The following is a 25,319-nucleotide window of genomic DNA, read 5'->3' on the forward strand; positions in this document are numbered from 1 at the left end:
TGCGGACCGAGGCGGGTCTGCGGGCGATCAACGACATGCCAGCAGACCCACCTACGAGGTAACCACAGGTCACGAGTGGGTAACCAAATAGGGCTTCCCTCTAACCCGCATAACCACTCACGAGGGGGAGCTGCTGTGGACCAGGTTCCCGGCAACGGCTGGCAGGCGATGGCCCGTGGCCCACGTTGGTTCCTCACCTCGGCGTGGCCATGGAAGTCCCTCGGCTATCTGTCCTGCAGCGTGCTCGTGGCCGCCGGGATGTTGTCGGTGATGGACAACTGGCTGAGCCGGGTCGACAGCGCGCCCGGGTATCTCACGGTCGTCGTCGCGGTCCTGCTGACGTGCTTCGTGCTGGCGATGCCGCTGGCTGGTGCCGAGCGGCGGCGGCTGCGGATGGTGGACCGGGAACTGGCCGACAACCCGCACGTCCAGCTGCTTTTCCCGCGTGCAGGGACGTGGTTGTTGGTGCGGTTGGGCGAGGCGGCGACCTGGCGGGAGTTCGGGTACGCCATCGCGTTCACGATCGTCCTGCCGTTCCTGGACCTCGCCTGCGTGTTGCTGCTGCTCATCGCCGTGCTGCTGTTGCTGGGGCCCGCGTTGCAGCTGATCCCTGGCGTCGAACCGCTGGTGGTGCTGGGGTGGCAGGTCGAAACCGTGGCCGATGGTGTCGTGGTCACGTTGACTGGCTTGCTCCTGCTGCCCGTCGCGGCATACGCGATCACGGTGATCGCGGCCGGGCAGGCTTCGTTCGCCAGGCTGCTGATCGCGCCGACCGACGCTGAACTCGCCGCCCGTGTCCAGGAGCTTTCCAGGTCGAGGACACGGCTGGTGGACGCTTTCGAGGCCGAACGTGAACGGATCGAACGCGACCTGCACGACGGCGCGCAGCAACGGCTGGTGGCGCTGACCATGACCCTCGGCATGGCGGAGCTGGAACTGGACGACGGTCCCGGGCGTCGTCTGGTCGTCAAGGCCCGCCGCGAGGCCGAAGGCGTGCTCGCCGAGCTGCGTGACCTGATCCGGGGCATCCATCCGCAGATCCTCACCGACCGCGGGATCGAGGCAGCGGTGGTCGAGATCGCCGACCGGTGCGTGATCCCGGTGCACGTGCGGATCGGCCTCACCGAGCGGCCAGCGTCCACAGTGGAGGCTGTCGCGTATTTCGCGGTCAGTGAAGGGCTTACCAACGTGGTCAAGCACAGCAAGGCCACGCGGGTGGAGATCACCGCGCGACGGTTGCACAACAAGCTGGTGCTGGCCGTCGTCGACGACGGCATCGGTGGCGCGGACCCGAAAGGCGGTACGGGCCTGCAAGGGCTCGCGGACCGCGTGGCCGTCGTTGGCGGCAGGCTGATGCTGCGCAGCCCGCAGCAAGGACCGACCGAGCTGATCGTGGAGTTGCCGTGGTTCGTACCCGTCTACGCATAGTCCTCGCCGAGGATTCCGTGCTGCTCTGCGAAGGACTCGTTGAGCTGCTCGGCCGCTTCGGCCACGAGGTCGTCGCCGCGGTCAGCGATGTCGACCGGCTGATCGAGGCGGTCGACGAACACAAGCCGGACGTCGTGGTCACCGACATGCGGATGCCGCCTGGCTTCACCGACGAGGGGATGCGGGCGGCGGTCGCGTTGCGTGCGACGCACCCGGAGCTGGGGATTCTCGTGCTCACCCAGTACGTGGCCACGGCGTACGCGTTCGAGTTGCTCGAACTCGGTGGCGGCCTCGGCTACCTGCTCAAGGACCGGGTGGGCGCGGTGACCGAACTCGTCGAGGCGGTGGAACGGATCGCGGCCGGGAGCACGGTCGTCGACCCGGACATCGTGCGTCAGCTGCTCAAACGCCAGCAGCAGAGCAGCCCGCTCGACCGGCTCACCCCGCGCGAACGGGAGGTGCTCGGGCTGATGGCCGAGGGCAAGACGAACGCGGCCATCGCCGCTGACCTGTGTGTCAGCCAGGCGGCCGTGGCCAAGAACATCGGGGCGATCTTCACCAAGCTCGACCTGAGCGAGGCGAACGGGCATCGGCGGGTGCTCGCGGTGCTCAGCCACCTGCGTGGTTGAGACGTTTGTGGGGAGGCCCGCGCGGACCTGTTGGGGGAGCAGGTGCGCGGGCCGAGCCACTCGAAGCCTCTGCGGGGGCGGCCTCTGCCAGCAAGACAACCAGAGCGACGGCGTGCCGTCGGTAGTGCGCGGTGGAGACTTCGAGTAGTACTGGGTATGCCGCCGAACGGGTGCTGCCACGGTATTTCTTTAGGGGGGTAAGAACGTGGTTCCGGCGGCGGAGATCAGCAAAGATGGTCTCCGGGTCGCCTTCCGGCCCGCCCGTGTGACGGCTCTGGGGTGACGGCGCCGTCCCGAATCCACGTAGGTGCTGATGCGGCAAGCCTTACTGGCTTGGCTCGACAAACGAGCCGAGCTGCTGAAGTTCATCATGGTCGGCGCGATCTGCTGGGTCGTCGACACCGGCGTTGTCTACACCCTCAAGCTGACGGTCCTCGGCGAAAAGCCGTTGACCGCCAGGGTTATCGGCGTGGTCGTGGCCACTGTGGCCTCGTACGCGCTCAACCGCGAATGGTCCTTCAGATCACGAGGCGGACGGCAGTGGCACTGGGAAGCCACGCTGTACCTGGTCTGCAGCGGGATCGGCGTGCTCGTGACCGTGCTGCCGCAGGCCGTTTCGCTCTACGTGCTGCAGCTGAGGGTTCCGTTCGTCAGCCCGGTCACGCAGGCCGTGGCCAATTTCATCACCGGACAGGTGATCGGCGTGCTGCTCGCGACCGGATTCCGGTTCTGGGCGTTCCGCCGGTTCGTGTTCCCCGAAGTCCGGACGCGTGAGCCGGAGCCCGTTGGCTGATCGAGGCTGTGTAGCCTGCCATTGCCATGACCACCACTGACGCCGTGATTCCCGCTCGGGTGTTCAAGATCGTGGCGTGGCTTGGCGTGATCTCATTCGTGACCTATGTCGCTTTGGTGATCCAGAGTCCGGTCACCAGGGCGCACCAGTACGACCTGGTGGCGTACCGAACCGCGGGCCTGCGGGTGCTGCAGGGAATCCCGCTCTACGACACCCCACTGATCGGGAACGTCAAGGGAATCTACGAGTACTTGTACCCGCCTTTCGCGGCGATCCTGTTCACCCCGCTGGCGGTCCTTGACGGGGTGCTGTTCACCATCGTCGGCTCGTTGGTCAACGGGGCCGTGCTGGTCGGCGTGATCTGGCTGGCTCTGAGCATGCTCGGGTACCGGCGTGACTACCGGCTGGTGTGGTTTTCGGTGTTCGCCGGATGCGCGTTGCTGTACTGCGAGCCCATTCGGCAGACGGTCATCTTCGGGCAGATCAACCTGGTGTTGCTCGCGCTCGTGCTGGTTGATCTGGCTTTGCCCGATCGGGTGCGGTACAAGGGCGTGCTGATCGGGATCGCGGCTGGGATCAAGCTCATCCCGGCTTTCTTCGTGCTCTACTTGCTGGTGACCCGGCGGTGGCGAGCGGCCGCGGTGGCCGGTGGCACTTTCGTCGCGACGGCCCTGCTGGGTTTCGCTGTGATGCCCAGGGATTCGGTGATTTTCTGGACAAGCGCGGTGATGGATCCGACCCGGATCGGTCCCGCGGACATGGGGCCGAACCAGACGCTGAGCGGGATGATCGCGCGGCTTGTCGGTGTCAGCGTTGAGCAACGTGTGCTCTGGGTGGTTCTCGGCGCCGTGATCGCGGTGATTGGTCTGCTTCTCGCTCGTCGGCTGAGCTTCGCTGGTTATGAGTTGCCCGCGATTGTGTTGTGCGGGTTGGTTTCCACGTTCGTGTCGCCGTTCAGCTGGCCGCATCACTGGGTGTGGCTTGGGCTTCTGGTGGTTTACCTGTTGCACCTTTCGCTGCGGCCCGGTGCGGTGGTTGAGCGGTGGGCCCTTGGCGGGACGCTGGCCGTCACGCTTGGCGGCGTGCTCGGGCTCATCGACTATCAGGTGCCGACGCTGCTGGCCGTGCCGGACTGGGCGCATCTCGGGTTCTTCTACCAGAACGCGTACCTGTGGCTGACGCTCGGCGTCTTCGTCGCGGTGTACCTACCACTCCGCCACAACCGAAGTGCCGTGCAGGCCACCCTTACGGCCTAGGTCCGCAAGGCAATGTGCGGCAACCTATCTACTCGCTGTCGAAGTTGCCATCATGTATGCGACCGTGCTCGGTGGCCGACGAGCCGCAAGCACCGGTCGGCGGCGTCAAGGACAGCGGATTCGGGCATTTCGGCAGCCAGTGGGGTGCTGAGTTCTTCCGCATATACGGGGACAACGTGCCGATTGTCGTCTGCTTGCGTTCCTGTGAGGTGAATGGTCCGATAGTGCGGGAGGTGATCGCGTGCGCTGTCCGTTGACGGTGATCGGCGTGGTGCGTACCGGCCCGACAGATCCCGCGGACACGCCTGTGCAGGCCGCGTTGAACAGGGTCGAGCACGGTGAGCTCGAAGTGGCTGAGGAGTTCGCCGCGGGTCTGGCCGATGTGGACGGATTCGACCACGTGTGGCTGTTGTCGTGGCTGGGGTTGGGCGACGAAGCGCGGCCGCCGATGGCTCAGGTGCCGTTTCTGTTGCGGCCGAAGCCCCGGCTGATCGGCATGTTCGCCACCAGGAGTCCAAAGCGGATCAATCCGATCGGACTGAGCCTTGTCCGGGTGATCGAGGTGCGTGGCCGTGTACTGCGGTTCGCCGGTGTCGACATGGTGGACGGGACGCCGATCATCGACGTCAAACCCTATGTGCCCGCGTTCGACCAGCCACAGGGACCGTCGCGATCCGGGTGGATCGAAGAAGTCGAACTCAACCAGGGCGTCACACCTGGCGAACTCGGCCGATGAAGGAACTCGCCGGACGCGGCCGACGCGCTTCTGGCCGAGGCCGAACGTCTCCGCGGTCTGACAGGAAGTAGCGTTTGCCTAGTGGTCACGATCGGAAGTCTGTCGGGGGTCTCGACGGCCCAGCTTCCCGCTAGCCAGATTTTCCTCTGGGCAGCACCGACCAAAGGGGCCGGTACAACACCGGTACCGGCCCCTTCGCCCGGCACACTCAGCGAAAACCTGGATCCGCCGAATACCCCCAACGAACTTCCGATCGCAACCACTCGTGAACCAGCGTGCGAAAGTCATCGGGCGGATCGCCGATCACCTTGTCGCCAGCCGAACGGATCATCCGCTGCGAGTGGCGGTCGACGGTGTCACGGCCGCGGGCAAGACCACACTCGCCGGTGAACTCGCCACAGCGGTTCAGTCTCGTGGACGCCCGTCGATCCACCTGTCGATGGACGGGTTTCACCACCCGTGGGCACACCGCCACCGCCAGGGCCGCGACTCCGCGATCGGCTACTACCAGGACGCCTACGACTTCGCCTCGTTCGCGCGGCTGGTCCTCACCCCGCTGGGACCCGGTGGCGATGGTCGCTATCCGCAATCGCGTCATCGACCTCGCCAGCGATCAGCAGATCGACGAGCCACCGGTACAGGCACCACCGGACGCGATTTTGATCGTCGACGGCAGCTTCCTCCAACGCGGCGAACTCGCAGGCCTCTGGGACGACGTCGTGTTCGTCGACACCGACTTCTAGATCGCAAGGAACCGCGGCGCCGAACGGGACACCCACCTGTTCGGCGGTCTGTCCGAGGCGCAGAGCGCGTTCGACAACAGATATCACGCGGCATCCCGGCTGTATCTTGACGAAGTCGATCCGGCCGCGCGGGCGGGCATCGTTCTCGGCAACGACAACGTCGATGACCCAGTGCTCAAACGAATCGGCGGCACGACAACGGACACAGCGCGCCTGTTGTCCTATGGCACTCTTCAGCAGCCGGATGTGCAGAAATCCAGCTTTGGCAGGCTTCTTGACGGCGTGCCCGACACGTTGCCCGGTCACCGCACGCATTGGGTCACGATCACCGATCCCGATGTCATTGCTGCCAGTGGGTCCAACCGTCACACGATCGTCCGGCCGACCGGTGACGATGAAGACAGCGTTGCGGGCACGGTCTTCACCATCACCACGACCGAGTTGGCTGCTGCCGACGACTATGAGGTCGACGATTACCGAAGGGTCCTCGTGCGACTGAGTTCTGGCACCGAAGCCTGGGTTTACCTCAGTCGCTGAGTTGGATGGTGGTCAACGAAGTCAGCCCGTCGGCACCGGCTTTTTCCAGTTCCACCACGGCTTTCCGCCCGCTGATCCGGAGGGTGGCCAGTGCGTTGGTCATGTACGGCCCGGCGATCTTGTTCCATTTCACGTGCGGTCGCAGGGAACGCTTTCCCAGCAGTACAGCCAAACCGCGCGACCAACCGAGCCGGAACAGCGGGTGGAAGAAGCGGGGAACACTGTTATGCATGGGAGAGCAGACGAGTTGGTACACCTTGGCGTTGACCGGTGCGTCGAAGCGCGCCTCGGCCGCGTAGAGATGGTGCACATCGCCCGACAGCACGCACACGGTCGCCGCTGAGCCCGAGGCTGAGCGCTGTACTAGCCGCGTCAGGCGATCGAACGAGGATTTGAACGCTGGCCAGTGTTCAAGGTCGCCTGCCTGCCGGATCTTCTCGGCGATTCGGCCTGACAGCCCTGGTTTCGCGCTGGTGGCTTCGTTGGCCGCTTGCATGGCGCTGATCGCGTGCGGCATCAGCCAAGGCAGCGACGAGCCGATCAGGAGGTGGTCGTACGAACCTTCGGCGTTGGCTTCGATCCAGTCGAACTCGTCGTCGCTGACCAGCGAACGCCTTCCGCCAGACAGAATCCGGCCTGCTCGGGTGTCGATCATCAGCAGCCGGACGCGCCCGAAGTCCCGCCGGAAGCTCCACCGGGTTGTCTTGCGGCCGTCCGACTCCTCAATGGCGGCGCGAGCGAACTCCCGTAGCACCTCGGTGGCGTCTTCGGCGGCGCGGACCTGCGCGTACGTCGTGTCGGTCGCCAGCTCGTCCGGGTGCAGGTTGCCCAGGTGCTGATACACCCAGTACGACGCGATAGCGCTGATTTCCCGCTCGGCCCACCAGTCTGTCCCGGCCATCTGCGCCCGCCAGGCCGCCGAGGTGTTCCAGTCGTCGATCACGTCGTGGTCGTCGAAGATCATCGACGTCGGCACGGTCGACATCAGCCAGCGCACCACCGGCGTCGACCACGCCTCGCGGTAGAGGTGCACGTATTCCTCGAAGTCCGCGACGCCTTCCGGCTCGCTGTCGCCGCGCCGGTCGATGATCCACTGCCTGGTGGCCTTGCTTGTCTCGTCGGCGTAGAGCTGATCACCGAGCAGTACCAAGGAGTCCGGCCACTCGGCTGGGTCCTGTTTGGACATTCGTTGTGCGTAGGCGGCCAGTGCGTCCGTGCCGAGCCTGCGCTGCTCCTCCGGGTCGTCGCTGTCCGGCATCCGGCACGACCCGAAGATCATCGTGAAGTCGTCAGAGATCGCTGGGATCCGGCTCGCTGGCAGACCGGGTTCGGGCCAGACCTGTGTGCCGTCTATGGAAACTTCGTACGGCGCGCCAGGCGTGAACCCGGTGACTACGATGAGCGCGTAGTGATGACCGCTGACCTGGAACGTCTTGGCCGAGCACCCCGCGATCGTGACCATGCACGGGCCGTCGGTCTGTACCCAGATCGTCGCTGACGAGGCGTCCACGTGCCGCAGCACGGGACCAAGCACAAGAGCGGTCACGCCATGAATTCAACCAGCATCAGTGATGATGCTCAGCCGGGCGCGTGGAGACCTCCGTTCCGGGCAGCACGCCGATACTCCGGTGGCATATCGCTGAAAGCCGACCAATTGCGGCGCCCGTGGTCGCCCGGCCAGTCGTCGAACGCGGCGATCACGGCATCGCGCAGGTCGCCGTCATCATCGCAGGAAGCCGCGTCCACCTCGACGATCTCGTAGTCCAGTGCGGCGAGATCGGCCACCAGCCGGGACAGCTCAGGGAATCTGCCGTGCCAGGGTCTTGACCACAGTGGTCATTGCTTTCGTCGGCGTGCGGAAGGCTATCTCGACCCAAGCGGTGGCTTGGTTGTCGAGGACTGTTGGGGGACCGTCGCGTTGGTCGGACCGGGCCTTGAAGGTCTTCGCCGCGGCCTGCTGGCCGATCACGCGCGCCACCGTGGCGAGGAAGATATAGGAGTTCGCGCCTGCCCCTTCGCCGATCGATTCGGCGTTCGCCACGGAATGCGACCAGTAATACAGGGCGTCGGCCCCGCGGCCGTACCGGACCATCCAATACCCAGCGAGATCCAGGTCTTCGGTGTGGTCCGGTACGTGCTTTCCGGGCTGCGTGACTTGATGATCGCGCCGGAGCGCGTCGTCTCCGACGACCCGTCCCAGTCGGCGCTCGAGGGCAAGCGCGGTGGGCTGGTGCTGGACAGCGGCCACCTCGACGCGGCAGGCAACGTGGTACCCAACAGCGGCTCGCGGATCGCCGAGTGCGGCGCACGCGGTAACGACGTCGTAGTCGGGGACCTGCCGACGTGCTACCGCGATCACGGGTTGGCGAAGTCCTTCGCTGACTACATTCCCGGCGAGGCGGCGACATCGATGCATCTGCTCGAAGGCGCGATCTTCCTTGGGCTCGCGGTGCTGTTGGTACTCGGCACGGTGTGGGCGGTTCGCAGGCAGGTGTGAGCAGGGCACCTATGCTGAACCACGTGATCGAGTTTCGCATCGATCGGCACTCCGGGGTTGCTCCGTACCTCCAGATCGCCCAGCAGGTCAAACAGGCCATGCGGATGGGCATGCTGGGGCCTGGCGACCAGCTGCCGACGGCAAGGGAGGTGGTTGAGGCCACCGCGGTGAACCCCAACACCGTGCAGAAGGCCTACCGCGAACTCGAACACGAAGGACTCGTCGAAGGCCGCAGGGGCACGGGCACGTTCGTGACGGTGTCGCTGGTCACCGACGCGGCCAAGCTCGGCGCGCCCCTGCGGCAGGATCTGGAACGCTGGATGGGCCAGGCGGTGACCGACGGTCTTGTGGTCGAAGAGGTCGACGCGATCTACACGGACGTGCGGGAAACGCACTACCCGTCTACTTAGGGCAACAGTGTTCTCGATTCTGTCGCCGGCCATCGTTGCCCAAGAAGTCAACGGGCGTCCTGCTTTGCTGTGGACGGTGCCCGATGGCGTGCGGGCGGTGTCGAAGGCCGTGGTCGGCGGCGGTATCGGTGCGTGCGAGTGGATCGTCAACGTCGAGGTGGATCACGAATACCATCGCGATCCCGTCGGGCATGTGGTTGAGCTCGCCAGCGAATGGGGTCTCGGCGGACCGGGTTGCGGTCTGCTCGCTGCCGTCGGTTGCCGGTGGGCCTTGGTGATGCTGCTTTGGTCAACGCGGTCGTGACCGCAACCGAAGCCAAGACTCAGGCGTTGTTCGACGCTGGCGTGCCAGGGACCGGCACGCCTAGCGACGCCGTTGTGGTGTGCTGCCCGGACGGCGGTGGTGAGCTTTACGGTGGCCCGCGGTCACAGTGGGGCTGCGGCTGGCAAATGCCGTTTATGAGACTACTTTTAGGGGCGCTGGACGCGAGCCTGAGCCGCGTGTGCCCGCTTGAGCAGAGCCATCAGTTTCTCCTCTTCACGGATACGCGCCCGGTATTTCTCCGGCAGCTTCTTCAGCTGCTCTTCCTCGGCTCGCAACTTCGCGAAGATCTCAGCCCGCAGCCCGGGATCATTCTCGACCTCGCAGTACTGCACGGCGTGCCGCCGAGCCTGCGCGATCACGTTCTGAGCGCGACCCCACGTGCTGGTCAGCGACGCGATAACCGTGATGAGCAGAACCCCGAAAATGACGGCCAGCGAAAGCCCTGTGCTGATCTCGACGACGCTCACCGGTTCGCCGCGGTTGATGAACGGCACGTTGTTCTCGTGCAACGCGTGCAGGACGAGTTTGACGCCGATGAACGCCAGGATCGCCGCAAGGCCGTACGCCAGGTAGACCAGCCGGTCGAGCAGTCCGTCGATGAGGAAGTACAGCTGCCGCAAGCCGAGCAGTGAGAACGCCGTCGCGGTGAAGACGAGGTAGACGTTCTGCGTCAGCCCGAAGATCGCTGGGATGGAGTCGAGGGCGAAGAGCAGGTCCGTGCCGCCGATGGCCACCATGACCAGCAGCATCGGTGTCATCACCCGCCTGCCGTTCTCGACGATGAACATCTTGTCGCCGTCGTATTTCTCAGAGGTGTGGAACAGCCGCCTGGCCAGGCGCACCAGGAAGTTCTCGGCGCTGCGGTCTTCGCTGCTGCTTGGTTTGATCAGGTTGCCCGCCGTGATCAGCAGGATGATCCCGAACAGGTAGAAGACCCACGAGAACAGGTTGATCAGGGTGGCGCCCAGTGCGATGAAGCCGGTCCTCGCGATCAGTGAGAACACGATCCCGAACAGCAGCACCTTCTGCTGGTCGGCCCTCGGCACCTTGAAACTCGCCATGATCACCAGGAAGACGAACAGGTTGTCGATGGACAACGCTTTCTCGGTGACGTAACCGGCGAAGTATTCGTAGCCCATGGTCGTGCCGCCGAACAGCAATACCCCGAAACCGAACAAGACCGCGATGCCGACGTAGATCGTCGACCAGACGGCGGCTTCGGGCAGCGTGGGCACATGGGCCTTGCGGACGTGGACGAAGAAGTCGAACAGCAACAGCCCGATGATCCCGGCGATCGTCAACAACCAGACAACGATCGATACGTCCATGCGCGATCTCCCGGTCGGCGGAGCGTGGCGTCCTCTGTATACACCACGCCCTCGGCTTGGGCTCGCGACGACGAGCCCCTCCCTCAGCGACTACGCGGGATTGTCGCCGTGGGTAAGCGTTTTCCGCGGTACGAACAGATGGTTCGTACCCATTGGACGCCGCTGGGTCGTGAGTGGTTATGCGTGTTCTAACCCGCATAACCACTCACGAGTCCTTATTTAGTTCACGTGATGAACAAAGGGTCGATTCGTTCATCGAGTGGACAAGATCCGGCCGGGCTCTTGACGTCGTCACCCTCGTGTCGTTAATTGGTTCAGGCACTGGACGAATAGAAGCCTGCGGTGCGGACGGGACGGGAAGGGAGTGGTCCGCGGCTTCGGGGCCGACGACGTGGTTACCCCCGCATCCCTGTTGGGAGAGTTGATGATCCGCAAAAGCCTGAGAGCCGCGGGCAGACGTGTGCTGTCTGTCGCGGCCGTGGTGGTTACAGGCTTATCCGTGGCGACAGCTGGCGCCACCGCAGCGCCCGAGGACGATCCGTCGTTCCGGGCGCTTGTCTTCTCCAAGACCGCCGGTTTCCGGCACGACACCATCCCTGACGGCATCGCCGCGATCCAGAAGCTCGGCGAGCAGCACAACTTCACGGTCGACGCGACCGAGGACGCTGCCGCCTTCACCGACGCGAATCTGGCCCGCTACCAGGTCGTCATCTTCATGTCCACGACCGGTGACGTCCTAGACGACCCCCAGCAGGCAGCCTTCGAGCGCTATGTCCGCGCGGGCGGCGGCTACGCGGGTGTGCACGCGGCGGCCGACACCGAATACGGCTGGGCCTGGTACGGCTCGCTGGTCGGCGGGTACTTCAAACAGCATCCCGCGCCACAGCAGGCGACCGTCAAGGTCGAGGACCCGGCGCATCCGTCCACGCAAGGCCTGCCGACCCTGTGGTCGCGGACCGACGAGTGGTACGACTACCAGACGAACCCGCGTCCGAACGTGCACGTACTGGCCTCATTGGACGAGCGGACCTACACCGGCGGCACGATGGGCACCGATCACCCGATCACGTGGTGCCAGGACTACGACGGCGGCCGTTCCTGGTACACCGGCCTCGGGCACACCAAGGAGAGCTACACCGAGCCGAACTTCCTGCACCTGCTGCTCGGTGGCATCCAGACGGCCGCGGGCGTCGTGCCAAGCGATTGCGCGGCCTCGCAGGACAAGAGCTTCGAGAAGGTCACGCTCGACGACAACACCTCCAACCCGATGATGCTGGACGTCGCACCGGATGGCCGCGTTTTCTACATCGACCGGCTTGGTGACGTCAAGGTCATCCGCCCGACCGGTGGCGTGGTCACCGCGGGTCATCTGAATGTGTTCACCGCCAACGAAAGTGGCCTGCTCGGCGTCGCGCTGGACCCAGGATTCGCCACGAACAACTGGATCTGGCTGTACTACTCGCCCGTGGGCAAGGACGTCGACCGGTTGTCACGGATCACCGTGAACGCCGACAGCACCTTGGACTTCGCGAGCGAGAAGACCGTGCTCGAAGTCCCGGTGCAGCGCGCGGAATGCTGCCATCACGGCGGCGGCATGGTGTTCGACAAGCAAACCGGCGACCTGTGGCTGGCCAACGGCGACAACACCAACCCGTTCGCCTCCGACGGCTACACCCCGATCGACGAACGGCCTGGCCGCTCGGCCTGGGACGCGCAAGCCACCTCGGGTAACACGAACGACTTGCGCGGCAAGGTATTGCGTATCCGGCCGCAGGCGGACGGCACGTACACGATCCCCGAGGGCAACCTGTTCGCGCCCGGTACGGCCAACACGCGAGCCGAGATCTACGCGATGGGCATGCGTAACCCGTTCCGCATCGGTCTGGATCCCAAGACCCACAAGCTTTTGGTCGCCAACTACGGTCCAGACGCGGGCAACCCGAGCGCGACACGCGGCCCGGAGAACACCGTCGAATGGGACATCCTCAACCAACCGGGCAACTACGGCTGGCCGTACTGCATCGGCAACAACAGGCCGTACAACGACTACGACTTCGCCACGAGCACGGCCGGTGCGGCCTTCAACTGCGCCAACCCGGTCAACAACTCGCCCAACAACACGGGCCTGACCAACCTGCCGCCGTCGCTTGCGGCAACGGTCTACTACCACTACCAGGCTGACCCGGCGTTCCCCGAACTCGGTGGTGGTGGCGCGCCGATGGCCGGTCCGGCGTACCGCTACGACCCGGCGCTGGCCTCGGACCGCAAGTGGCCCGCGTACTGGGACGGCAAGGCGATCTTCGGCGAGTGGAACCAGAACACCCTGTTCTCGTTCCAGCTCACCGAGGATGGCAGCAAGCTGGCCGACATCAGCCGGATCTTCGGCTCGATGGGCTTCAAGAAGCCGATGGACATGAAGTACGGCCCGGATGGCGCGCTTTACCTGGTCGAATGGGGCTCTGGGTTCGGTGGCGACAACACCGACTCGGGCATTTACCGGATCGACTATGTGCAGGGAAACCGGGCGCCCATCGCGAAGGCCGTGGCTGACCGTACGTCCGGTCCGGCGCCACTGGCCGTCGCGTTCTCCAGCGCCGGTTCACGTGACCCGGACGGCACACCGATCACCTACGCGTGGGACTTCGATGGCAACGGCACGACCGATTCCACCGAGGCCAACCCGACCGTGACCTACACGCAGAACGGCAACTTCAGCGCGACTCTCACGGTCAGCGACGCGGACGGCCGGACAGCCACCGCGAACGTGCCCATCACCGTGGGCAACAGCGCGCCAACGGTCACGTTGAACCTGCCGCCGAACGGCGGTGTGTTCGACTGGGGTGACCAGGTGCGATTCGGTATCACGATCACCGATCCCGAGGACGGCACGATCAACTGCGACGACGTGCGCCTGCAGTCCATCCTTGGGCACGACTCGCACGGTCACCCGCTCGACCAGTACAGCGGGTGCGGGGAATTGGTGCAGACAACCTTGTCGTCCGGGCACAGCGACAGCGACAACGTGTTCGCTGTGCTGGAAGCCAGCTACACCGACAAGGGCGGCGCGGGCGGCTCAGCGCCGTTGACCGGCCGCGCCGAGGCGATCCTGCAGCCCAAGCACAAGCAGGCCGAGTTCTTCAGCGCGACTGGCCGTTTGCCGGGCAGCAGCAGTTCCGGCGACCCCGGTGTGCAGGTGGAGACGGCGTCCGATCCGCAAGGCGGATTCCGCAACATCGGGTTCATCGAGCCCGACGACTGGTGGTCGTTCAACCCGGTCAGCCTGACCAATGTGGACGATTTGCGGTTCCGGGTGGCGTCAGGGGCCGCGGGTGGCGTCATCGAGGTCCGATCCGGAGCGCTTGACGGCCCGATTGTCGGTACCGCAACGGTTCCGGCGACAGGCGGTTGGCAGACCTACACCAACTCCACTGTGGAGCTGTCCAACCCGCCAACGCCTAGCGGGCCGCTGTACTTCATCGCCCGCCGGCCGGTCGGCAACAACACCAACGCGTCGCTGTTCAACGTCAACTGGGTCGACTTCGTCGGTCGTGGCGTGACCGAGAACCAGCGTCCAAATGTGACAGTGAGCGGAACACCGACTCGAGGAACATCGCCGCTGACGGTGAACTTCCAGTCAACCGCGACCGATCCCGAAGGTGACAACCCGCTGACCTACAAGTGGGACTTCGGGGTGGCGGGTGCACCGCAGCCGACAACGCCGAACGCGAGCTACACCTACCAAGCGCCAGGTAGTTACGACGCGAAGGTCACCGTGACGGACGCGAAGGGCGCGGCGAGGTCGGCGAGCGTGCCGATCATTGTGGACAGTCCACCGACGACATGCCTGTCCGGGCGGTCGGACTCCTTCGACGGCCCGCTCAGTCGTACCAAGTGGACAGTCATTCGGGAGAACCAGGACATGTCCGTCTCCGGCGGCAGCCTGCACATCCCGACGGCGTTGGCGGAGATCTACGGCACCAACAACTCCACACCGGTGCCGAATATCGTCGCGCAGCCGATGCCGTCCGGCGCTTGGCAGGCCACCACAAAGGTGACCTTGGCGGCCCGTGACGCTTATCAGCAAGCAGGTCTTGTGCTGTACGGCGACGACGACAACTACGCCAAGATGATGTTCCAAGCCCGTGGCACCGCGGACGCCAATGCCCGCATCTTCCAGTTCATCCGGGAAGACAAGGGCGTTCCGAACGAGGTGGCCGCGTCCAACACCGCCAACCTCGGTGCGGCGTTCCCGGACACCGCCTACCTCCGGCTGTCCAGCGACGGGACGTACGTGACCGCGTCCTATTCGGCGGACGGTCTGTCGTGGACTCCGATGCCGCAGACGGACAAACTGATCGCCGGGATTCCGAACCCGCGCATCGGCCTGATGTCCTTCGCCAGCACTGGAAACCGTCCGGTGATCGACGCGGCGTTCGACTGGTTCCAGATCGTGCCGGACGACACCGCGAGCGCGCCCGGCCCGAACGACGAGTTCGACGGGTCCGCATTGGACACCTGCCGGTGGGGCACGGTCATCCGCCCTGACCCGGCCGCTGTGCGCGTGACCGGCGGAAACTTCGAGATCGACACCAGCACGGGTGACATCTACGGCACGGGCAACACCGGACCGAAGAACTTCACCCTCCAGACACCGCCAAGCGGTGACTGGATCGTCGAGACCAAAGTGGACGCCAGCGCGCTCAACGAGCAGTACCAACAGGCTGGCCTGATCGCTTATCTCGACGACGGCAACTACGTCAAGCTCGACTACGTTGCCGACAACGCGGCCGGTTCACCGGTCACTCGTCGGATCGAGTTGCGCAGTGAAGTCGGGGACGCTGTTCAGGACCCACAGCCGTCGGCAGGTAACCTCACCCAAGGTGTCTGGTTCCTGCGTTTGGCCAAGCAGGGCAACACGTATCGCGGGTCTTACTCCGCGGACGGGACAACATGGACCGAGTTGGGGCAGACGGTGAACAACGCCGCCGTGGTCTCCGGCAAGGTCGGGTTGTTCGCACTGGGAACCAACCAAACGGCGCCGAAGACGGTCAAGTTCGACTACTTCCGTGCCTCGTGGGGCCAGCCAGCAGACTCGGAGGCCCCGGTGACAACCGCGGTCACCGATCCTGCCGCAGACTGGTCCAAGAGCCCGGTGACGGTCACCTTGGCCGCTACCGACTCGGGCAGCGGTGTAGACCGCACTGAATATAGTGTGGACGGTGGCTTGTGGACTCCGTACACGGCGCCATTTGTCGTTGGCTCCGATGGAACCCATCAGGTGAGCTACCGTTCCGCGGACAAGGCGGGCAATGTCGAGACTGCCAAGACCGTGACGGTCAAGGTGGACGCGACGGCGCCGACCGTGACCGCGGTGACCACTCCGGCGGCCCCGGATGGCCAGAACGGCTGGTTCACCGGCAGTGTCTCGGTTGCCGTAACAGGCGCTGACGCTACTTCCGGGGTTTCCACCACCGAGTTCAGCGTCGACAATGGACCGTGGACGCCGTACATCGACCCGGTCAGCGTCTCGGCGGACGGCAGCCACACCGTTGCCTACCGTGTCACGGACGCCGCAGGCAACACGTTCTCGGCATCGTTGCCCGTGAACAAAGATGCGGCCGCGCCGCTGACCACGGCCGAGTTCGCCGCGCCGAACGACGACGGATGGCACGCTGGTGCCATCCCGGTGACACTGTCCGCAGTGGACCCGACATCCGGAGTCGTCTCGACGCAGTACTCATTGGACGGAGGGCCGTGGCAGCCTTACACAGAGCCGGTGAACGTCACCGGCGACGGCACCCACACGGTCGCATACCGATCCACTGACCGCGCAGGCAACGTCGAACAGCAAAAAGCCGCAACCGTGAAGATCGACGGCACAAAGCCGACGGTCCTCATCTCAGGGGTGGCCGACGGCCAGATCTACGGCGACAGCCAAGATCTGCGGATCAGCTGGCAAGCGGTCGATCCCACCTCAGGAATCAAATCGGTAACCGGAGCACTGGACGGAAGACAATACACATCCGGTTCACTGCAGGCACTGTACGAACTGGGCCTCAACATCCACACCCTGTCGGTGACAGCAGTGGACAAGGCCGGAAACCAGACCGTGCAGACAGTGTCGTTCGGTGTCACCACATCGACACGGGACATCGGCAACCTGATCGACCGATTCCGAGCGGTGAGCTGGCTGTCCCAAGCCACCGCGAACAAACTGCACGCGCAGTTGACCAAGGTGCGCAAGGCCGAAGCGGCAGGCAACGACACGAAGACCGTGAAGGAACTCAAGGAGTTCCGCAAGGTAGTCGCCACGGTCCCAGCCGTCGAAGTCCGCCAAGTCCTCACCAGGGACACCGACGCACTGATCGCGCGAATCCCCCAGTAACCAGCCGGGTGGGACGCTCCCCGGAGCGTCCCACCCCTTCCCGTAAGGACAGCGCATGACCCGCGCGATCTCGCTGCTTGTGGCTCTCGTGGTGACAGCCTTGCTGACCGCGGGTCCCGCGCACGCCCACGGCGGACCAATCAAGCTCGAGGTACAGGGCGACGGCGGCCAAGGCGTCAACGCCACTGTGACCTACCAGAACGACGGCCACATGGTGACCGACCAGGTTGTCCTGAGCTACACCGCTGTCACTCCCGATGGTCGGACCGCGGGGCCGGTCCGCATGATCGCTTCGTCCGAAGGCCAGGCTTTCTACCGGAGTGAAGAACCGCTCCCGATCGGAAACTGGACGGTGACGGTGACCGCCACGCGGCCGTCCCAGGCCCAGAAAACCGTCGCTATCACGTCGACTCTCCTACCAACCCCGAAGCCCGTCGCGACCGACAGTCCAACCTCGACGATCGTGATCGTTCTTGTCGCAGTCGGCGCAGTTTTGATCTTGGGCGCGGTCACCATCCTCGGCCGACGCCGAGCCCGCCGAGTCAACCTGGCAGGCCCAGCGAAGGGCAAACTCCAGCGCTACTGAGCTCAGCGGCGGCCTGACTGGACAAGCAGCTGGTTTGCTTGGTCTTTGGACATTTGGCTCGTGTAGCCGCAGAACGTGCATTGCGTGGTGTGTTTGATCTTCACCGGGAACAGCGGGATGAAGAAGAGCGTGAACTTCGTGACGGCCTTGTGCAGCGGATGTGCCACGGAGTTGCCACATCGGGGGCACATCAGCATCAGCATCGCCAGGACGAAAACCTTGGTCCGGAAGCCGAAAATCACCATTTACGTCGCACTCCTCGTTTCCTGGCTGACCAGGCCTTCGATATCCAGATCTCTACCGCGCGCGAGTTCGGCGGCCAGGGCGTCCTCGCCGAGGGAAGCACGCAACAAAGCGGTGATCCGGTCAACGTCACCGCGTTCCGCAGCGGGCAGTGGGGCGCCGACGGATTCGCGGGCGGCGGTGGCCGCGCCGAGCAAATGGGCCGCCAATGTATGCGAGCCGGACAGGGCCCGGGCTTCCGATAGGCCTTCGAGGGCGTGGGCGACCGCACGCGGGTTACCGGTTGCCCATGCGGTCGTCAGTCCTTCGCGGTGGAGGTCCAGTGCCGCAGTGACGTCGCCGCGTTGGGCGGCGTTGAAGCCCAGTTCGGTCAGGCCGAATGCCACCCCGACGTCGTAGTTGATTTGACGTTCCCAGCGCAGCAACGGCTGGAGCAATTCCTCGGCGGCTTCGTGGCGGCCCTGTCTGCGGGCCAGCATTGCGAGGCCACCGCGGGCCATGTTCACGCTGGCCTCGCCGGATTTGTCGGTGGCTACCCGCAGTGAGCGTTCCAGGAACTCCTGGGCCGCCGCATGGTCTCCGGCGAGCATGGCGTGACGGCCCATCCTGGCCAGCTGTTGTGTCAAGAGTGGCCAGATCTCCAGCTCCTGCGCCATCTGCAGGGCGTCGTGCTGCAACTGGCCGGATGTCTGGTGGTCGCCAGCGAACTCGGCGAGCTGCCCCAAGGTCTCCGCGGCGTGGATTTGGCCCCAGCGGTCGCCGGTCGACGCGAAGATCTCCGCGGCGGTGGTGGCGTTCTGCTGAGCGGCGGCCAGGTCGCCGCGCATCAACGCGAGCTCGGCCAACGTGCATAGCCCTGCCGCGAGGCTCCATTGGTCGTCGAGTGACCGGAAGACGGTCAGGGCATCGGAGACCATGTCGGTTGCGGCCTCCGGTGTTCCGCTGCGGCCGACGTAGCCGAACAGCCAGCGAGCGCGGGCACGAGCCGCGGGGTCCTGGTACTGGTCGAGCACGGCCTGCCCGTGCTCCAACGGTGTGCTGTCACTGCCCTTCAGGTACGCGAACGCAATCTGCCACGCCTGCGCGTCAGCCCGTACGTCCGCTGGCGCGTCGGCGGCGACCGCCAGAGCAGTGGTGAGAGACCGGTGTGCCTCCTGATACTTGCCACGCAAGAACCCGTACCACGACAACGCGTTGACGAGCCGCAACGCAAGCACGGCCGAGTTGTCACGGACGGCCGTGGCCAAAGCTGCGCGCAGGTTGCCACCTTCGGCGTCGAGCCGTTGCAGCCATAGCCGCTGATCGGGTCCACGCAGGTGACTGTCAGCCTGTTCGGCGAACGCCACGTAGTAAGCCGCATGGGCCTGACGCACCGCGCTGTCCTCGTCAGCTTCGGCCAGGCGCTGACGCCCATAATCCGCGACGGTTTCCAACAGTCGGTAACGCACGCCATGAGGCGTCTCGGTTGTCACGACGAGCGAACGGTCCACGAGTCGCGCGAGCAGGTCGAGAACGTCATAAGCCTCGACGTCATCACCCGCGCAGACGGCCTCGGCGGAAGCGAGCGTGCTGCCGTCGGCGTGTACGGCCAACCGTCTGAGCACCGCGCGTTCGGTGCTGGACAACAGGTCCCAGCTCCAGTCGATCATCGCGCGCAGCGTCTGCTGGCGGGCAGGCGCGGTGCGGTGCCCGCTGGTCAGCACACGGAACCGGTCCTCCAACCGGACCGCCAGGTCATGCACGCCCAGCACACGCACCCGAGTCGCGGCCAGTTCCAAAGCGAGCGGAAGGCCGTCGAGCCTATGGCAGATCGCGGCGATGGCCTGGGCGTTGTCACGCGTGACAACGAATCCCGGAGTGACGGCCGCGGTCCGCGCCACGAACAACTGGACCGCGGGTGATTCGCTGACGTCCGCGAGGTTCTCCGGCAGGGCCAAGGGCGAGACTGGGAAGAGCTGTTCGCCCGCGATGGCCAAAGGTTCACGGCTCGTGGCAAGGACTTTCAGGGATGGCACGGACTTCAGCAGCACCTCGGTCAGCGCGGCCACAGGTTCGATCAAGTGCTCGCAGTTGTCCAGCAGGAGCAGAATCTGCTTACGCCGCAACGCTTCGGTCAGCCTTTCGGTGGATCTGCCCGAGGTCGTGTCGTCACGGATGCCCAGCGCGGAGCTCACCATGTCCGCGAGCGCGTCAGGCGTCGCGCCATCCCCATCGAACCCAGCGAGCTCGACAAGGCACACGTCATCAAGGCGCCGCGCGGATTCAAGGGACAGCTGGGTTTTGCCAACACCACCAGGGCCGGTAAGCGTCACCAGCCGGGCATGGTCGAGCAACCGGCCGATCTCGTCGAGTTCAGCCGCACGGCCGACGAGGTCGACGACCGGCGCAGTGATGTTCGATGCCTTGGGGGAGGGGGTCAGCGCGGAGTCCTGACGCAGGATCGACTCGTACAACGCGGCCAGCTCTGGACTGGGATCGACGCCCAGCTCGTCGGAAAGCCTTGTGGCCAGCGCGCGGTAGCACTCAAGGGCCTCCGCCTGCCGCCCAGACCGGTACAACGCGCGCATCAGCGCGGCGGAAAGCCTTTCATGCAAAGGGTTTTCCGAGACCAACTGGCTCAGTTCGCCAACCAGGCCACTGTGTTGACCGGCCTTCAACCGTGCCTCGGCGTGGTCTTCCAAAGCCGACAGCCGCAGCTCGGTGAGTTGCGCGATCGGCGGGCCCGCGAACGCCTGGTCAGCGAAATCCGCGAACGCCGGACCACGCCAGAGCTCCAGCGCCTCGGCCGGTCGTCCGGCACGCACCAGATTGGCGAACTGGTCGGCATCGACCGCGTCCGGCGAGGCACGGACCAAGTAGCCCGACGGGCCGGACACGATGATGTCCCGCTTGACATCGTCAAGGGCCTTACGCAGCTGCGAGACCTTCACCTGTAGCGCAGCCTGCGCGTTGCGTGGGGCGTCGTCGCCCCAGAGGTCGTCGATCAGCCGGTCAGCGGTCACCGGTTCGCCGCGGTGCACGAGCAGGACGGCCAACAGGGCGCGGACCTTGGCGCCGGGGATCGTGACCGGTGTCCCCTCATCCGTCCACACGGCAACCGGGCCGAGCACGCCGAACCGCATTTACCGAGCATATCGGCGCGGGCCGTAAGCGCGTGGAAAGAACGCCGTAAGTGCAGGCAAGCACGGTGAACACCACACCGAGTTGGAAGGACGAAAACGATGAACATCCTCGCGATCTCCGGCAGCCTGCGTACCGACTCACACAGCACCAAGCTGCTGCGCACCGCCGCCGGACTGACTTCGATTCAGCTGTGGAACGCCTTGGCGACCGTGCCGCCGTTCAACGAGGACCACGAGGACGCGCCCGCCGACGCGGTGCACGCCATGCGTGCCGAGGTGGCCGCGGCCGACGCCCTGCTCATCGCGACGCCGGAGTACAACACCACCATCCCCGGCCAGCTGAAGAACGCGCTGGACTGGATGTCCCGGCCGTACCTGGAGGGCGTGCTGGTCGACAAGCCGGTCGCGGTCGTGGGCGTCAGCCCCAGCGACTACGGCGCCGACTGGGCCCAGAACGACCTGCGCAAGGTCCTGAAGGTGTGCGGCGCCCACGTCGTCGAGCGGCACCTGTGCATTCCCCGCGCCGACACCGCGTTCGACACCGATGGCCAGCTGCGTGACACGGCCGCGCAAGCGACGCTCGCTCTGCTGCTGGACGACCTGGGCGCCCTGGTCAACGACCGTGCGGCGGTGTTGGCATGACGACCGCGGTTGTCCGAGTGGCGGCGCCGTGGCTGGCGTTGCTGGCGGCGCCCATGTCGTTCGGGATCGCCGGGCTCGCATTGATCTTGCCCGAGGCCGCCGATGTCCTCCAGGTCTCGCTGGCGTCAGCGACCGTCATCGTGGTCGCGTTCGGATGGGGAATAGCGGTCGGAACGCCGTTACTCGCCGGGTTGCTGAGTCACAAGGGCACCAGATTCACGTTGCTGGCGTGCGCTGCGCTCGTCGGCGCGGGGACGGTTCTCATGGTGGCGGTCCCAGCGCTGCCGGTGCTCGTGGTGGGTAGCGCGCTGCAGGCACTGGGTATGGCCGGGCAGGTGGTCATCGCCATGCATTTGGCGGGCACGCCCGCGGCGCTTGGAGTTGTCACGGCGTCAATGGCGTCGGTTGGTGCCGTTTCTCCGCTGGCCGGGTCCGCGGTCGCGGACCTGCTGTCGTGGCAAGCGGTCCTGGCGTTGCCCGCGCTCAGCCTGCTCGCGATACCGGCGATCATCGGGCGCGCGCTGCCCGCGCCACCCGCCGAGCGTCAGTTCGACGCGACGGGCGCGATTCTGGTGACCGCGCTCGTGACCGCGTTGACGGTCGTTCCGCATCAGCCGTTGATCGCGGCCGCGGCTGCGGTGCTGGCCGCGGTTCTGGTTGCCGCGCACTTGCGCCGTGAACCGGACGGGTTCTTGCCAGCCATCCTTGTGCGGACACCGGAGTTCCGGACGGCCGCGCTGCTGGGTGTGGCTTTGGCTGTGGCCAACTTCGGGATCCTGTACGCGGCGCCGCGGATGCTGGCCGACCGGTTGGCGTGGACGACTGGCGAAGTCGGGACCTTGATGGTCTTTCCGTACCTTGCGGGCGGACTGGCGTCCTGGTTCCTGATCACGGCGGCGGCCCGGATGCTGTTGGGTGGCCTCGCGGCAGCGGCGACGATAGCCGTGGTGATCGTCGTGTTGGGCTCGCCGGTCGCATTGCTGGTCGTCGCGATGTTCCTGGCTTCACTCGTGGCTGCCACCGGGCAGGGCGTACTCGTCGTCCGTGCCACTGGTGCGTTGCCTGACCGGTACCGTGCGACCGCGGTTGGCATGATCACCCTTTGCTACTTGCTTGGTGCGGCTTTCGGGCCCGCGATCGCGGCCCTTGCGGCGTAGGGGAGGCCTCCCCGGCTTCGTCGTTAGCGTCCGGTGCATGGCGAAGCGAAATGGGTCGCTCACCTTGGTCCTGGTCCTTGTGGTTGGTGTGGTGGTCACCGCGATCACCGGCGCGGTCAAGCCTGTGCCCGCGGGCCAGTTCGCGTTGACCGGCCACTGGGTCTTCAATTCGCTTCTGCAGACGGTGTTCCAACGCCGATCACCTCGTACCAGATCTCCTGGCGGGCAAGTACCGGCCAAACAGCATCGACGACTGCCGCAAGTGGACAGCGATCCGTCACAATTTCCAGTCTTACCAACGGAAGCTCGTACGTGTTCACTGTGGCCGCCGTCAACCGGGTCGGCACTGGCGCCGGTGCGAGCGCGCAGGCGACTCCAACGTCACCGACGAGCCCGCCTGGCGTACCGGCAAACCTCTACGCGCGCATCAAGACCGGCGACACGGACGCGCGCGTGACCTGTCCGCCGCCGCCCCGAATGGCGCGCCTGTCACGGCTTACATTGTGAGCTGGCGCAGGGACGACGGCTCCTTTTCCGGCTCGGCCAGGGTTTCCGGCACCACGCGGAGCTTTCTGATCGAGGACATCGGGATCGAGCGGCCCTTCACGGTGACCGTGGTCGCCGAGAACAGCGTCGGCAGGGGAAGCCCGGCGACATTCCGTAAAACCAAAGGAGATCGTCCCTCCTGAGGGCAAGAGCGGGTACGGTGGGGGCGTACCCGCTCTTGGCGGTTCAGGTGCCGTATTCGTCGGGCAGGCGCATCGCGGGCCCGCCGACCTGCAGGCCAAGCGGAGTCGCGCGTCCCTTCGGTTCCTCCCACTCTTCCTGGCGACCGAGCGCGGTCAGGTCGAGATATGGGTTGCCGTTGTGGAACTCCTCGATGCCACGGCCGTAAGTGGAATACGTGTGGAAGACCTCATCGCCGACGCGCAGGAACGCGCTGATGCCTGGATTGTCGCCGCGCCACGCTTCCTGCCACGGCGTCCCGGCCTCGGCAAGCTCTGCCTCGGTGCGAAAGTTGAGCACTACCGGGGCGATCCGGTCATCGATGGTCGCGTAGAAGTCGTAGTTGAAATCGCTTCCTTCCGAGGAATACCAAGGGAAAGTCCAACCCATCCGCGCGCGATACGCGGCGAGCTTCTCGTACGGCGCCCGGGTCACGGCAACGAGCGTGGTGTTGCGGACGTGCAGCTGCCGCAGGTTTCCGATGCTGTCGGCGCCGGAGGAACAGCTTGAACAGCCGGTGTCCTTGGGGTGTTCGGCGCCGTCGTCATCGATGTCGAATTCCCACATGAAGTGGTGGATCACCAGCTGTGGCCTGCCGTCGAACAGATCGAGCAGGCTGACGTGTCCGTCCGGGCCTTCGAAGGAGTATTCCTTGTCCACTCGGACCATCGGCAACCGGCGCCGGGCGGCGTTGACCCGGTCGCGGGCGTGCGTGAGCTCCTTCTCTTGCGCCAGAAGCTTTTTGCGGGCCGCGAGCCACTCGTCGTGTGACACTACGTCTGGCAAGGTTCCTTGAGACATCCAGCTTCTCCTTTCCGAGTCGGAACAGCCGGAATCTAGCCGAAACAGAAGAGAGGCACGTACGTCACAGAACGTATATCGACAGCCGCCTAGCGGGACAGGTCGAGCGCTTCGACTGGCCCGGACAGCGCGCCCTTGAAGTGGCGGCTGGCGTCGTCGGCGATCAGTTCGGCCTCGCCTTTATGCAGGGCAGCGACGATATCCGCGGCGACAACGGCAGGGTCGTTCTTGGCGTCGTCCACCTGCTTGACCAGGTCCGTGTCGGTCCAGCCGAGCTGGACGCCGAGAACCTGAACGCCTTGCGGGCCCAACTCCGACCGCAGCGAGTTCGTGAACGAGATCAAAGCCGCCTTCGCGGCGCCGTAGGTGCCCGACCCTGGGATGCCCGAAAGCCACGCGGTCAACGAATGCACGTTGACCATGGCATCGGCAGCGGCACTGGTGACGCCGACGAGTGCGTCGATCGGCGTGATGCCCAAGACGTCAACGGCCTGGGACGGCAGGTGCGGGAGGGTGCCGGGCGGCCGGATCCCGCTGGCACTTCCGAAAGCCAGCGGCACGCCTTTGGCGACGAGTTGCTTGACCAGAGGCGGATCCTCGGTGATGCCGCCATACGTCACATGCGTCATGGAATCGACGCCTGCGGCGGCCGCGTCGAGCACGGCCTGGCGGTTGTGCGTGTACGCCACCACAGGCAGGCCCCAGTCGTGCGCCTCCGCGACGACCGTACTCAGTTCTCGGAAGCCGTACTGGGATCGATATGGGCTGAAGAGGTCGCTGACCATGATTTTGATGAGGTCACAATTGCGCCCGACATCGTCATACCGACGCGCGAGCCACGCTTGGCCGCCATACGGCAGACGCACCCTGACCAACGGCTCATCATCGGCCAAACCGGCTTTGTCCGGCATGGGATTCAGGCGTCATATTCGGGCGCGAAGGGAAAGGCGATCGCGGAGCGTTTCACGGAACCGG

General features: G+C 65.4%; 25 protein-coding genes and 1 pseudogene. 17 read left to right on the top strand and 9 right to left on the bottom strand.

Annotated elements, in window-relative coordinates; all coding sequences use genetic code 11:
- Positions 1-135: 135 nt before the first annotated feature.
- From LWC34_RS06610 to LWC34_RS06645, 8 genes are all read left to right on the top strand, one after another.
- Positions 136-1,428 (top strand): sensor histidine kinase, encoded by a 1,293-nt coding sequence (locus LWC34_RS06610; RefSeq protein WP_233723684.1) that lies wholly within the window; start codon positions 136-138, stop codon positions 1,426-1,428.
- A complete protein-coding gene (locus LWC34_RS06615) occupies positions 1,404-2,057 on the top strand; it encodes a response regulator transcription factor (protein ID WP_233723685.1) in 654 nt (217 codons plus the stop codon). The genes LWC34_RS06610 and LWC34_RS06615 overlap by 25 nt, the downstream gene beginning before the upstream one ends.
- A 313-nt stretch (positions 2,058-2,370) precedes the next feature.
- Positions 2,371-2,850 (top strand): GtrA family protein, encoded by a 480-nt coding sequence (locus LWC34_RS06620; protein WP_233723686.1) that lies wholly within the window; start codon positions 2,371-2,373, stop codon positions 2,848-2,850.
- Between the two features lie 26 nt (positions 2,851-2,876).
- Positions 2,877-4,106 (top strand): glycosyltransferase 87 family protein, encoded by a 1,230-nt coding sequence (locus LWC34_RS06625; RefSeq protein ID WP_233723687.1) that lies wholly within the window; start codon positions 2,877-2,879, stop codon positions 4,104-4,106.
- Between the two features lie 56 nt (positions 4,107-4,162).
- Positions 4,163-4,363 (top strand): hypothetical protein, encoded by a 201-nt coding sequence (locus LWC34_RS06630; RefSeq protein ID WP_233723688.1) that lies wholly within the window; start codon positions 4,163-4,165, stop codon positions 4,361-4,363.
- Positions 4,348-4,842 carry a tRNA (N6-threonylcarbamoyladenosine(37)-N6)-methyltransferase TrmO gene (tsaA, locus tag LWC34_RS06635; protein WP_233723689.1) on the top strand — a complete coding sequence of 165 codons (495 nt, stop codon included), beginning with the start codon at positions 4,348-4,350 and terminating at the stop codon, positions 4,840-4,842. Before LWC34_RS06630 ends, tsaA begins: the two co-directional genes overlap by 16 nt.
- 566 nt (positions 4,843-5,408) lie before the next feature.
- A complete protein-coding gene (locus LWC34_RS06640) occupies positions 5,409-5,585 on the top strand; it encodes a nucleoside/nucleotide kinase family protein (RefSeq protein ID WP_233723690.1) in 177 nt (58 codons plus the stop codon).
- 171 nt (positions 5,586-5,756) lie between these two features.
- Entirely contained in the window at positions 5,757-6,122 is a 366-nt protein-coding gene (locus LWC34_RS06645) for a gamma-glutamylcyclotransferase family protein (RefSeq protein ID WP_233723691.1), read from the top strand.
- On the opposite strand, the gene LWC34_RS06650 is transcribed toward LWC34_RS06645, so the two are convergent.
- The 3 genes from LWC34_RS06650 to LWC34_RS06660 are packed head-to-tail and all read right to left on the bottom strand — an operon-like array spanning position 6,112 to position 8,163.
- The gene (locus LWC34_RS06650; RefSeq protein ID WP_233723692.1) at positions 6,112-7,668 is read right to left on the bottom strand and encodes an alkaline phosphatase D family protein; all 1,557 of its coding nucleotides are present in this window, start codon (positions 7,666-7,668) and stop codon (positions 6,112-6,114) included. The two genes, LWC34_RS06645 and LWC34_RS06650, sit on opposite strands and share 11 nt — an antisense overlap.
- Before the next feature lie 32 nt (positions 7,669-7,700).
- Complete coding sequence (locus tag LWC34_RS06655) at positions 7,701-7,907, bottom strand: hypothetical protein (RefSeq protein ID WP_233723693.1); 207 nt, start codon at positions 7,905-7,907, stop codon at positions 7,701-7,703.
- 13 nt (positions 7,908-7,920) lie between these two features.
- A complete protein-coding gene (locus LWC34_RS06660; protein WP_233723694.1) occupies positions 7,921-8,163 on the bottom strand; it encodes a hypothetical protein in 243 nt (80 codons plus the stop codon).
- Positions 8,164-8,166: 3 nt separating this feature from the next.
- Here LWC34_RS06660 and LWC34_RS06665 point away from each other — a divergent pair, with 3 nt between their 5' ends.
- From LWC34_RS06665 to LWC34_RS59390, 4 genes and pseudogenes are all read left to right on the top strand, one after another.
- Positions 8,167-8,619: a hypothetical protein gene (locus LWC34_RS06665; RefSeq protein ID WP_233723695.1), complete on the top strand. Its 453-nt coding sequence runs from the start codon at positions 8,167-8,169 to the stop codon at positions 8,617-8,619.
- Between the two features lie 23 nt (positions 8,620-8,642).
- Positions 8,643-9,029 carry a GntR family transcriptional regulator gene (locus LWC34_RS06670; protein WP_233723696.1) on the top strand — a complete coding sequence of 129 codons (387 nt, stop codon included), beginning with the start codon at positions 8,643-8,645 and terminating at the stop codon, positions 9,027-9,029.
- A gap of 7 nt (positions 9,030-9,036) precedes the next feature.
- Positions 9,037-9,333: an adenosylcobinamide amidohydrolase gene (locus tag LWC34_RS59385; RefSeq protein WP_233723697.1), complete on the top strand. Its 297-nt coding sequence runs from the start codon at positions 9,037-9,039 to the stop codon at positions 9,331-9,333.
- Positions 9,330-9,407, top strand: a pseudogene (locus LWC34_RS59390) (adenosylcobinamide amidohydrolase); the annotation flags it as partial. The gene LWC34_RS59385 and the pseudogene LWC34_RS59390, both read left to right, overlap by 4 nt.
- 93 nt (positions 9,408-9,500) lie before the next feature.
- Here the strand turns inward: LWC34_RS59390 and LWC34_RS06680 are convergent.
- Positions 9,501-10,682 (bottom strand): TerC family protein, encoded by a 1,182-nt coding sequence (locus LWC34_RS06680; RefSeq protein ID WP_233723698.1) that lies wholly within the window; start codon positions 10,680-10,682, stop codon positions 9,501-9,503.
- Positions 10,683-11,106: 424 nt separating this feature from the next.
- On the opposite strand from LWC34_RS06680, the gene LWC34_RS06685 reads away from it, so the two are divergent.
- Together LWC34_RS06685 and LWC34_RS06690 are read left to right on the top strand one after the other, a co-directional pair.
- Positions 11,107-17,067, top strand: coding sequence for a ThuA domain-containing protein (locus tag LWC34_RS06685; protein WP_233723706.1), 5,961 nt, complete (start codon positions 11,107-11,109; stop codon positions 17,065-17,067).
- 55 nt (positions 17,068-17,122) lie between these two features.
- Positions 17,123-17,653, top strand: coding sequence for a hypothetical protein (locus LWC34_RS06690; RefSeq protein ID WP_233723708.1), 531 nt, complete (start codon positions 17,123-17,125; stop codon positions 17,651-17,653).
- A 2-nt stretch (positions 17,654-17,655) separates the two neighbouring features.
- Here LWC34_RS06690 and LWC34_RS06695 read toward each other — a convergent pair whose 3' ends face one another.
- Positions 17,656-17,898 (bottom strand): zinc-ribbon domain-containing protein, encoded by a 243-nt coding sequence (locus LWC34_RS06695; protein ID WP_233723710.1) that lies wholly within the window; start codon positions 17,896-17,898, stop codon positions 17,656-17,658.
- Positions 17,899-21,018: an AfsR/SARP family transcriptional regulator gene (locus LWC34_RS06700; RefSeq protein WP_233723711.1), complete on the bottom strand. Its 3,120-nt coding sequence runs from the start codon at positions 21,016-21,018 to the stop codon at positions 17,899-17,901.
- Between the two features lie 99 nt (positions 21,019-21,117).
- Here LWC34_RS06700 and LWC34_RS06705 point away from each other — a divergent pair, with 99 nt between their 5' ends.
- The 3 genes from LWC34_RS06705 to LWC34_RS06715 are packed head-to-tail and all read left to right on the top strand — an operon-like array spanning position 21,118 to position 23,324.
- Complete coding sequence (locus LWC34_RS06705; RefSeq protein ID WP_233723713.1) at positions 21,118-21,660, top strand: NADPH-dependent FMN reductase; 543 nt, start codon at positions 21,118-21,120, stop codon at positions 21,658-21,660.
- Positions 21,657-22,817, top strand: a complete 1,161-nt coding sequence (locus tag LWC34_RS06710) for an MFS transporter (RefSeq protein WP_233723715.1) — start codon at positions 21,657-21,659, stop codon at positions 22,815-22,817. The genes LWC34_RS06705 and LWC34_RS06710 overlap by 4 nt, the downstream gene beginning before the upstream one ends.
- A gap of 33 nt (positions 22,818-22,850) precedes the next feature.
- Positions 22,851-23,324 (top strand): fibronectin type III domain-containing protein, encoded by a 474-nt coding sequence (locus tag LWC34_RS06715; protein WP_233723717.1) that lies wholly within the window; start codon positions 22,851-22,853, stop codon positions 23,322-23,324.
- Here the strand turns inward: LWC34_RS06715 and LWC34_RS06720 are convergent.
- From LWC34_RS06720 to LWC34_RS06730, 3 genes are all read right to left on the bottom strand, one after another.
- A complete protein-coding gene (locus tag LWC34_RS06720; RefSeq protein WP_233723719.1) occupies positions 23,314-23,487 on the bottom strand; it encodes a hypothetical protein in 174 nt (57 codons plus the stop codon). The two genes, LWC34_RS06715 and LWC34_RS06720, sit on opposite strands and share 11 nt — an antisense overlap.
- A gap of 62 nt (positions 23,488-23,549) precedes the next feature.
- Positions 23,550-24,344, bottom strand: a complete 795-nt coding sequence (locus LWC34_RS06725; protein ID WP_233723721.1) for a DUF899 domain-containing protein — start codon at positions 24,342-24,344, stop codon at positions 23,550-23,552.
- Positions 24,345-24,433: 89 nt separating this feature from the next.
- Positions 24,434-25,255 carry an SDR family NAD(P)-dependent oxidoreductase gene (locus LWC34_RS06730; RefSeq protein ID WP_233723723.1) on the bottom strand — a complete coding sequence of 274 codons (822 nt, stop codon included), beginning with the start codon at positions 25,253-25,255 and terminating at the stop codon, positions 24,434-24,436.
- Between the last annotated feature and the right edge of the window lie 64 nt (positions 25,256-25,319).

The sequence above is a fragment of the Kibdelosporangium philippinense genome (assembly GCF_021390435.2).
Lineage (GTDB): Bacteria > Actinomycetota > Actinomycetes > Mycobacteriales > Pseudonocardiaceae > Kibdelosporangium > Kibdelosporangium philippinense.

Coding starts and splice junctions, on each gene's coding strand:
- LWC34_RS06620 (WP_233723686.1), top strand. CDS start 2,371: ATGCGGCAAGCCTTACTGGCTTGGCTCGACAAACGAGCCGAGCTGCTG.
- LWC34_RS06625 (WP_233723687.1), top strand. CDS start 2,877: ATGACCACCACTGACGCCGTGATTCCCGCTCGGGTGTTCAAGATCGTG.
- LWC34_RS06630 (WP_233723688.1), top strand. CDS start 4,163: ATGCGACCGTGCTCGGTGGCCGACGAGCCGCAAGCACCGGTCGGCGGC.
- LWC34_RS06665 (WP_233723695.1), top strand. CDS start 8,167: ATGCGACCAGTAATACAGGGCGTCGGCCCCGCGGCCGTACCGGACCAT.
- LWC34_RS06680 (WP_233723698.1), bottom strand. CDS start 10,682: ATGGACGTATCGATCGTTGTCTGGTTGTTGACGATCGCCGGGATCATC.
- LWC34_RS06685 (WP_233723706.1), top strand. CDS start 11,107: ATGATCCGCAAAAGCCTGAGAGCCGCGGGCAGACGTGTGCTGTCTGTC.
- LWC34_RS06690 (WP_233723708.1), top strand. CDS start 17,123: ATGACCCGCGCGATCTCGCTGCTTGTGGCTCTCGTGGTGACAGCCTTG.
- LWC34_RS06695 (WP_233723710.1), bottom strand. CDS start 17,898: ATGGTGATTTTCGGCTTCCGGACCAAGGTTTTCGTCCTGGCGATGCTG.
- LWC34_RS06700 (WP_233723711.1), bottom strand. CDS start 21,018: ATGCGGTTCGGCGTGCTCGGCCCGGTTGCCGTGTGGACGGATGAGGGG.
- LWC34_RS06705 (WP_233723713.1), top strand. CDS start 21,118: ATGAACATCCTCGCGATCTCCGGCAGCCTGCGTACCGACTCACACAGC.
- LWC34_RS06710 (WP_233723715.1), top strand. CDS start 21,657: ATGACGACCGCGGTTGTCCGAGTGGCGGCGCCGTGGCTGGCGTTGCTG.
- LWC34_RS06725 (WP_233723721.1), bottom strand. CDS start 24,344: ATGTCTCAAGGAACCTTGCCAGACGTAGTGTCACACGACGAGTGGCTC.
- LWC34_RS06730 (WP_233723723.1), bottom strand. CDS start 25,255: ATGCCGGACAAAGCCGGTTTGGCCGATGATGAGCCGTTGGTCAGGGTG.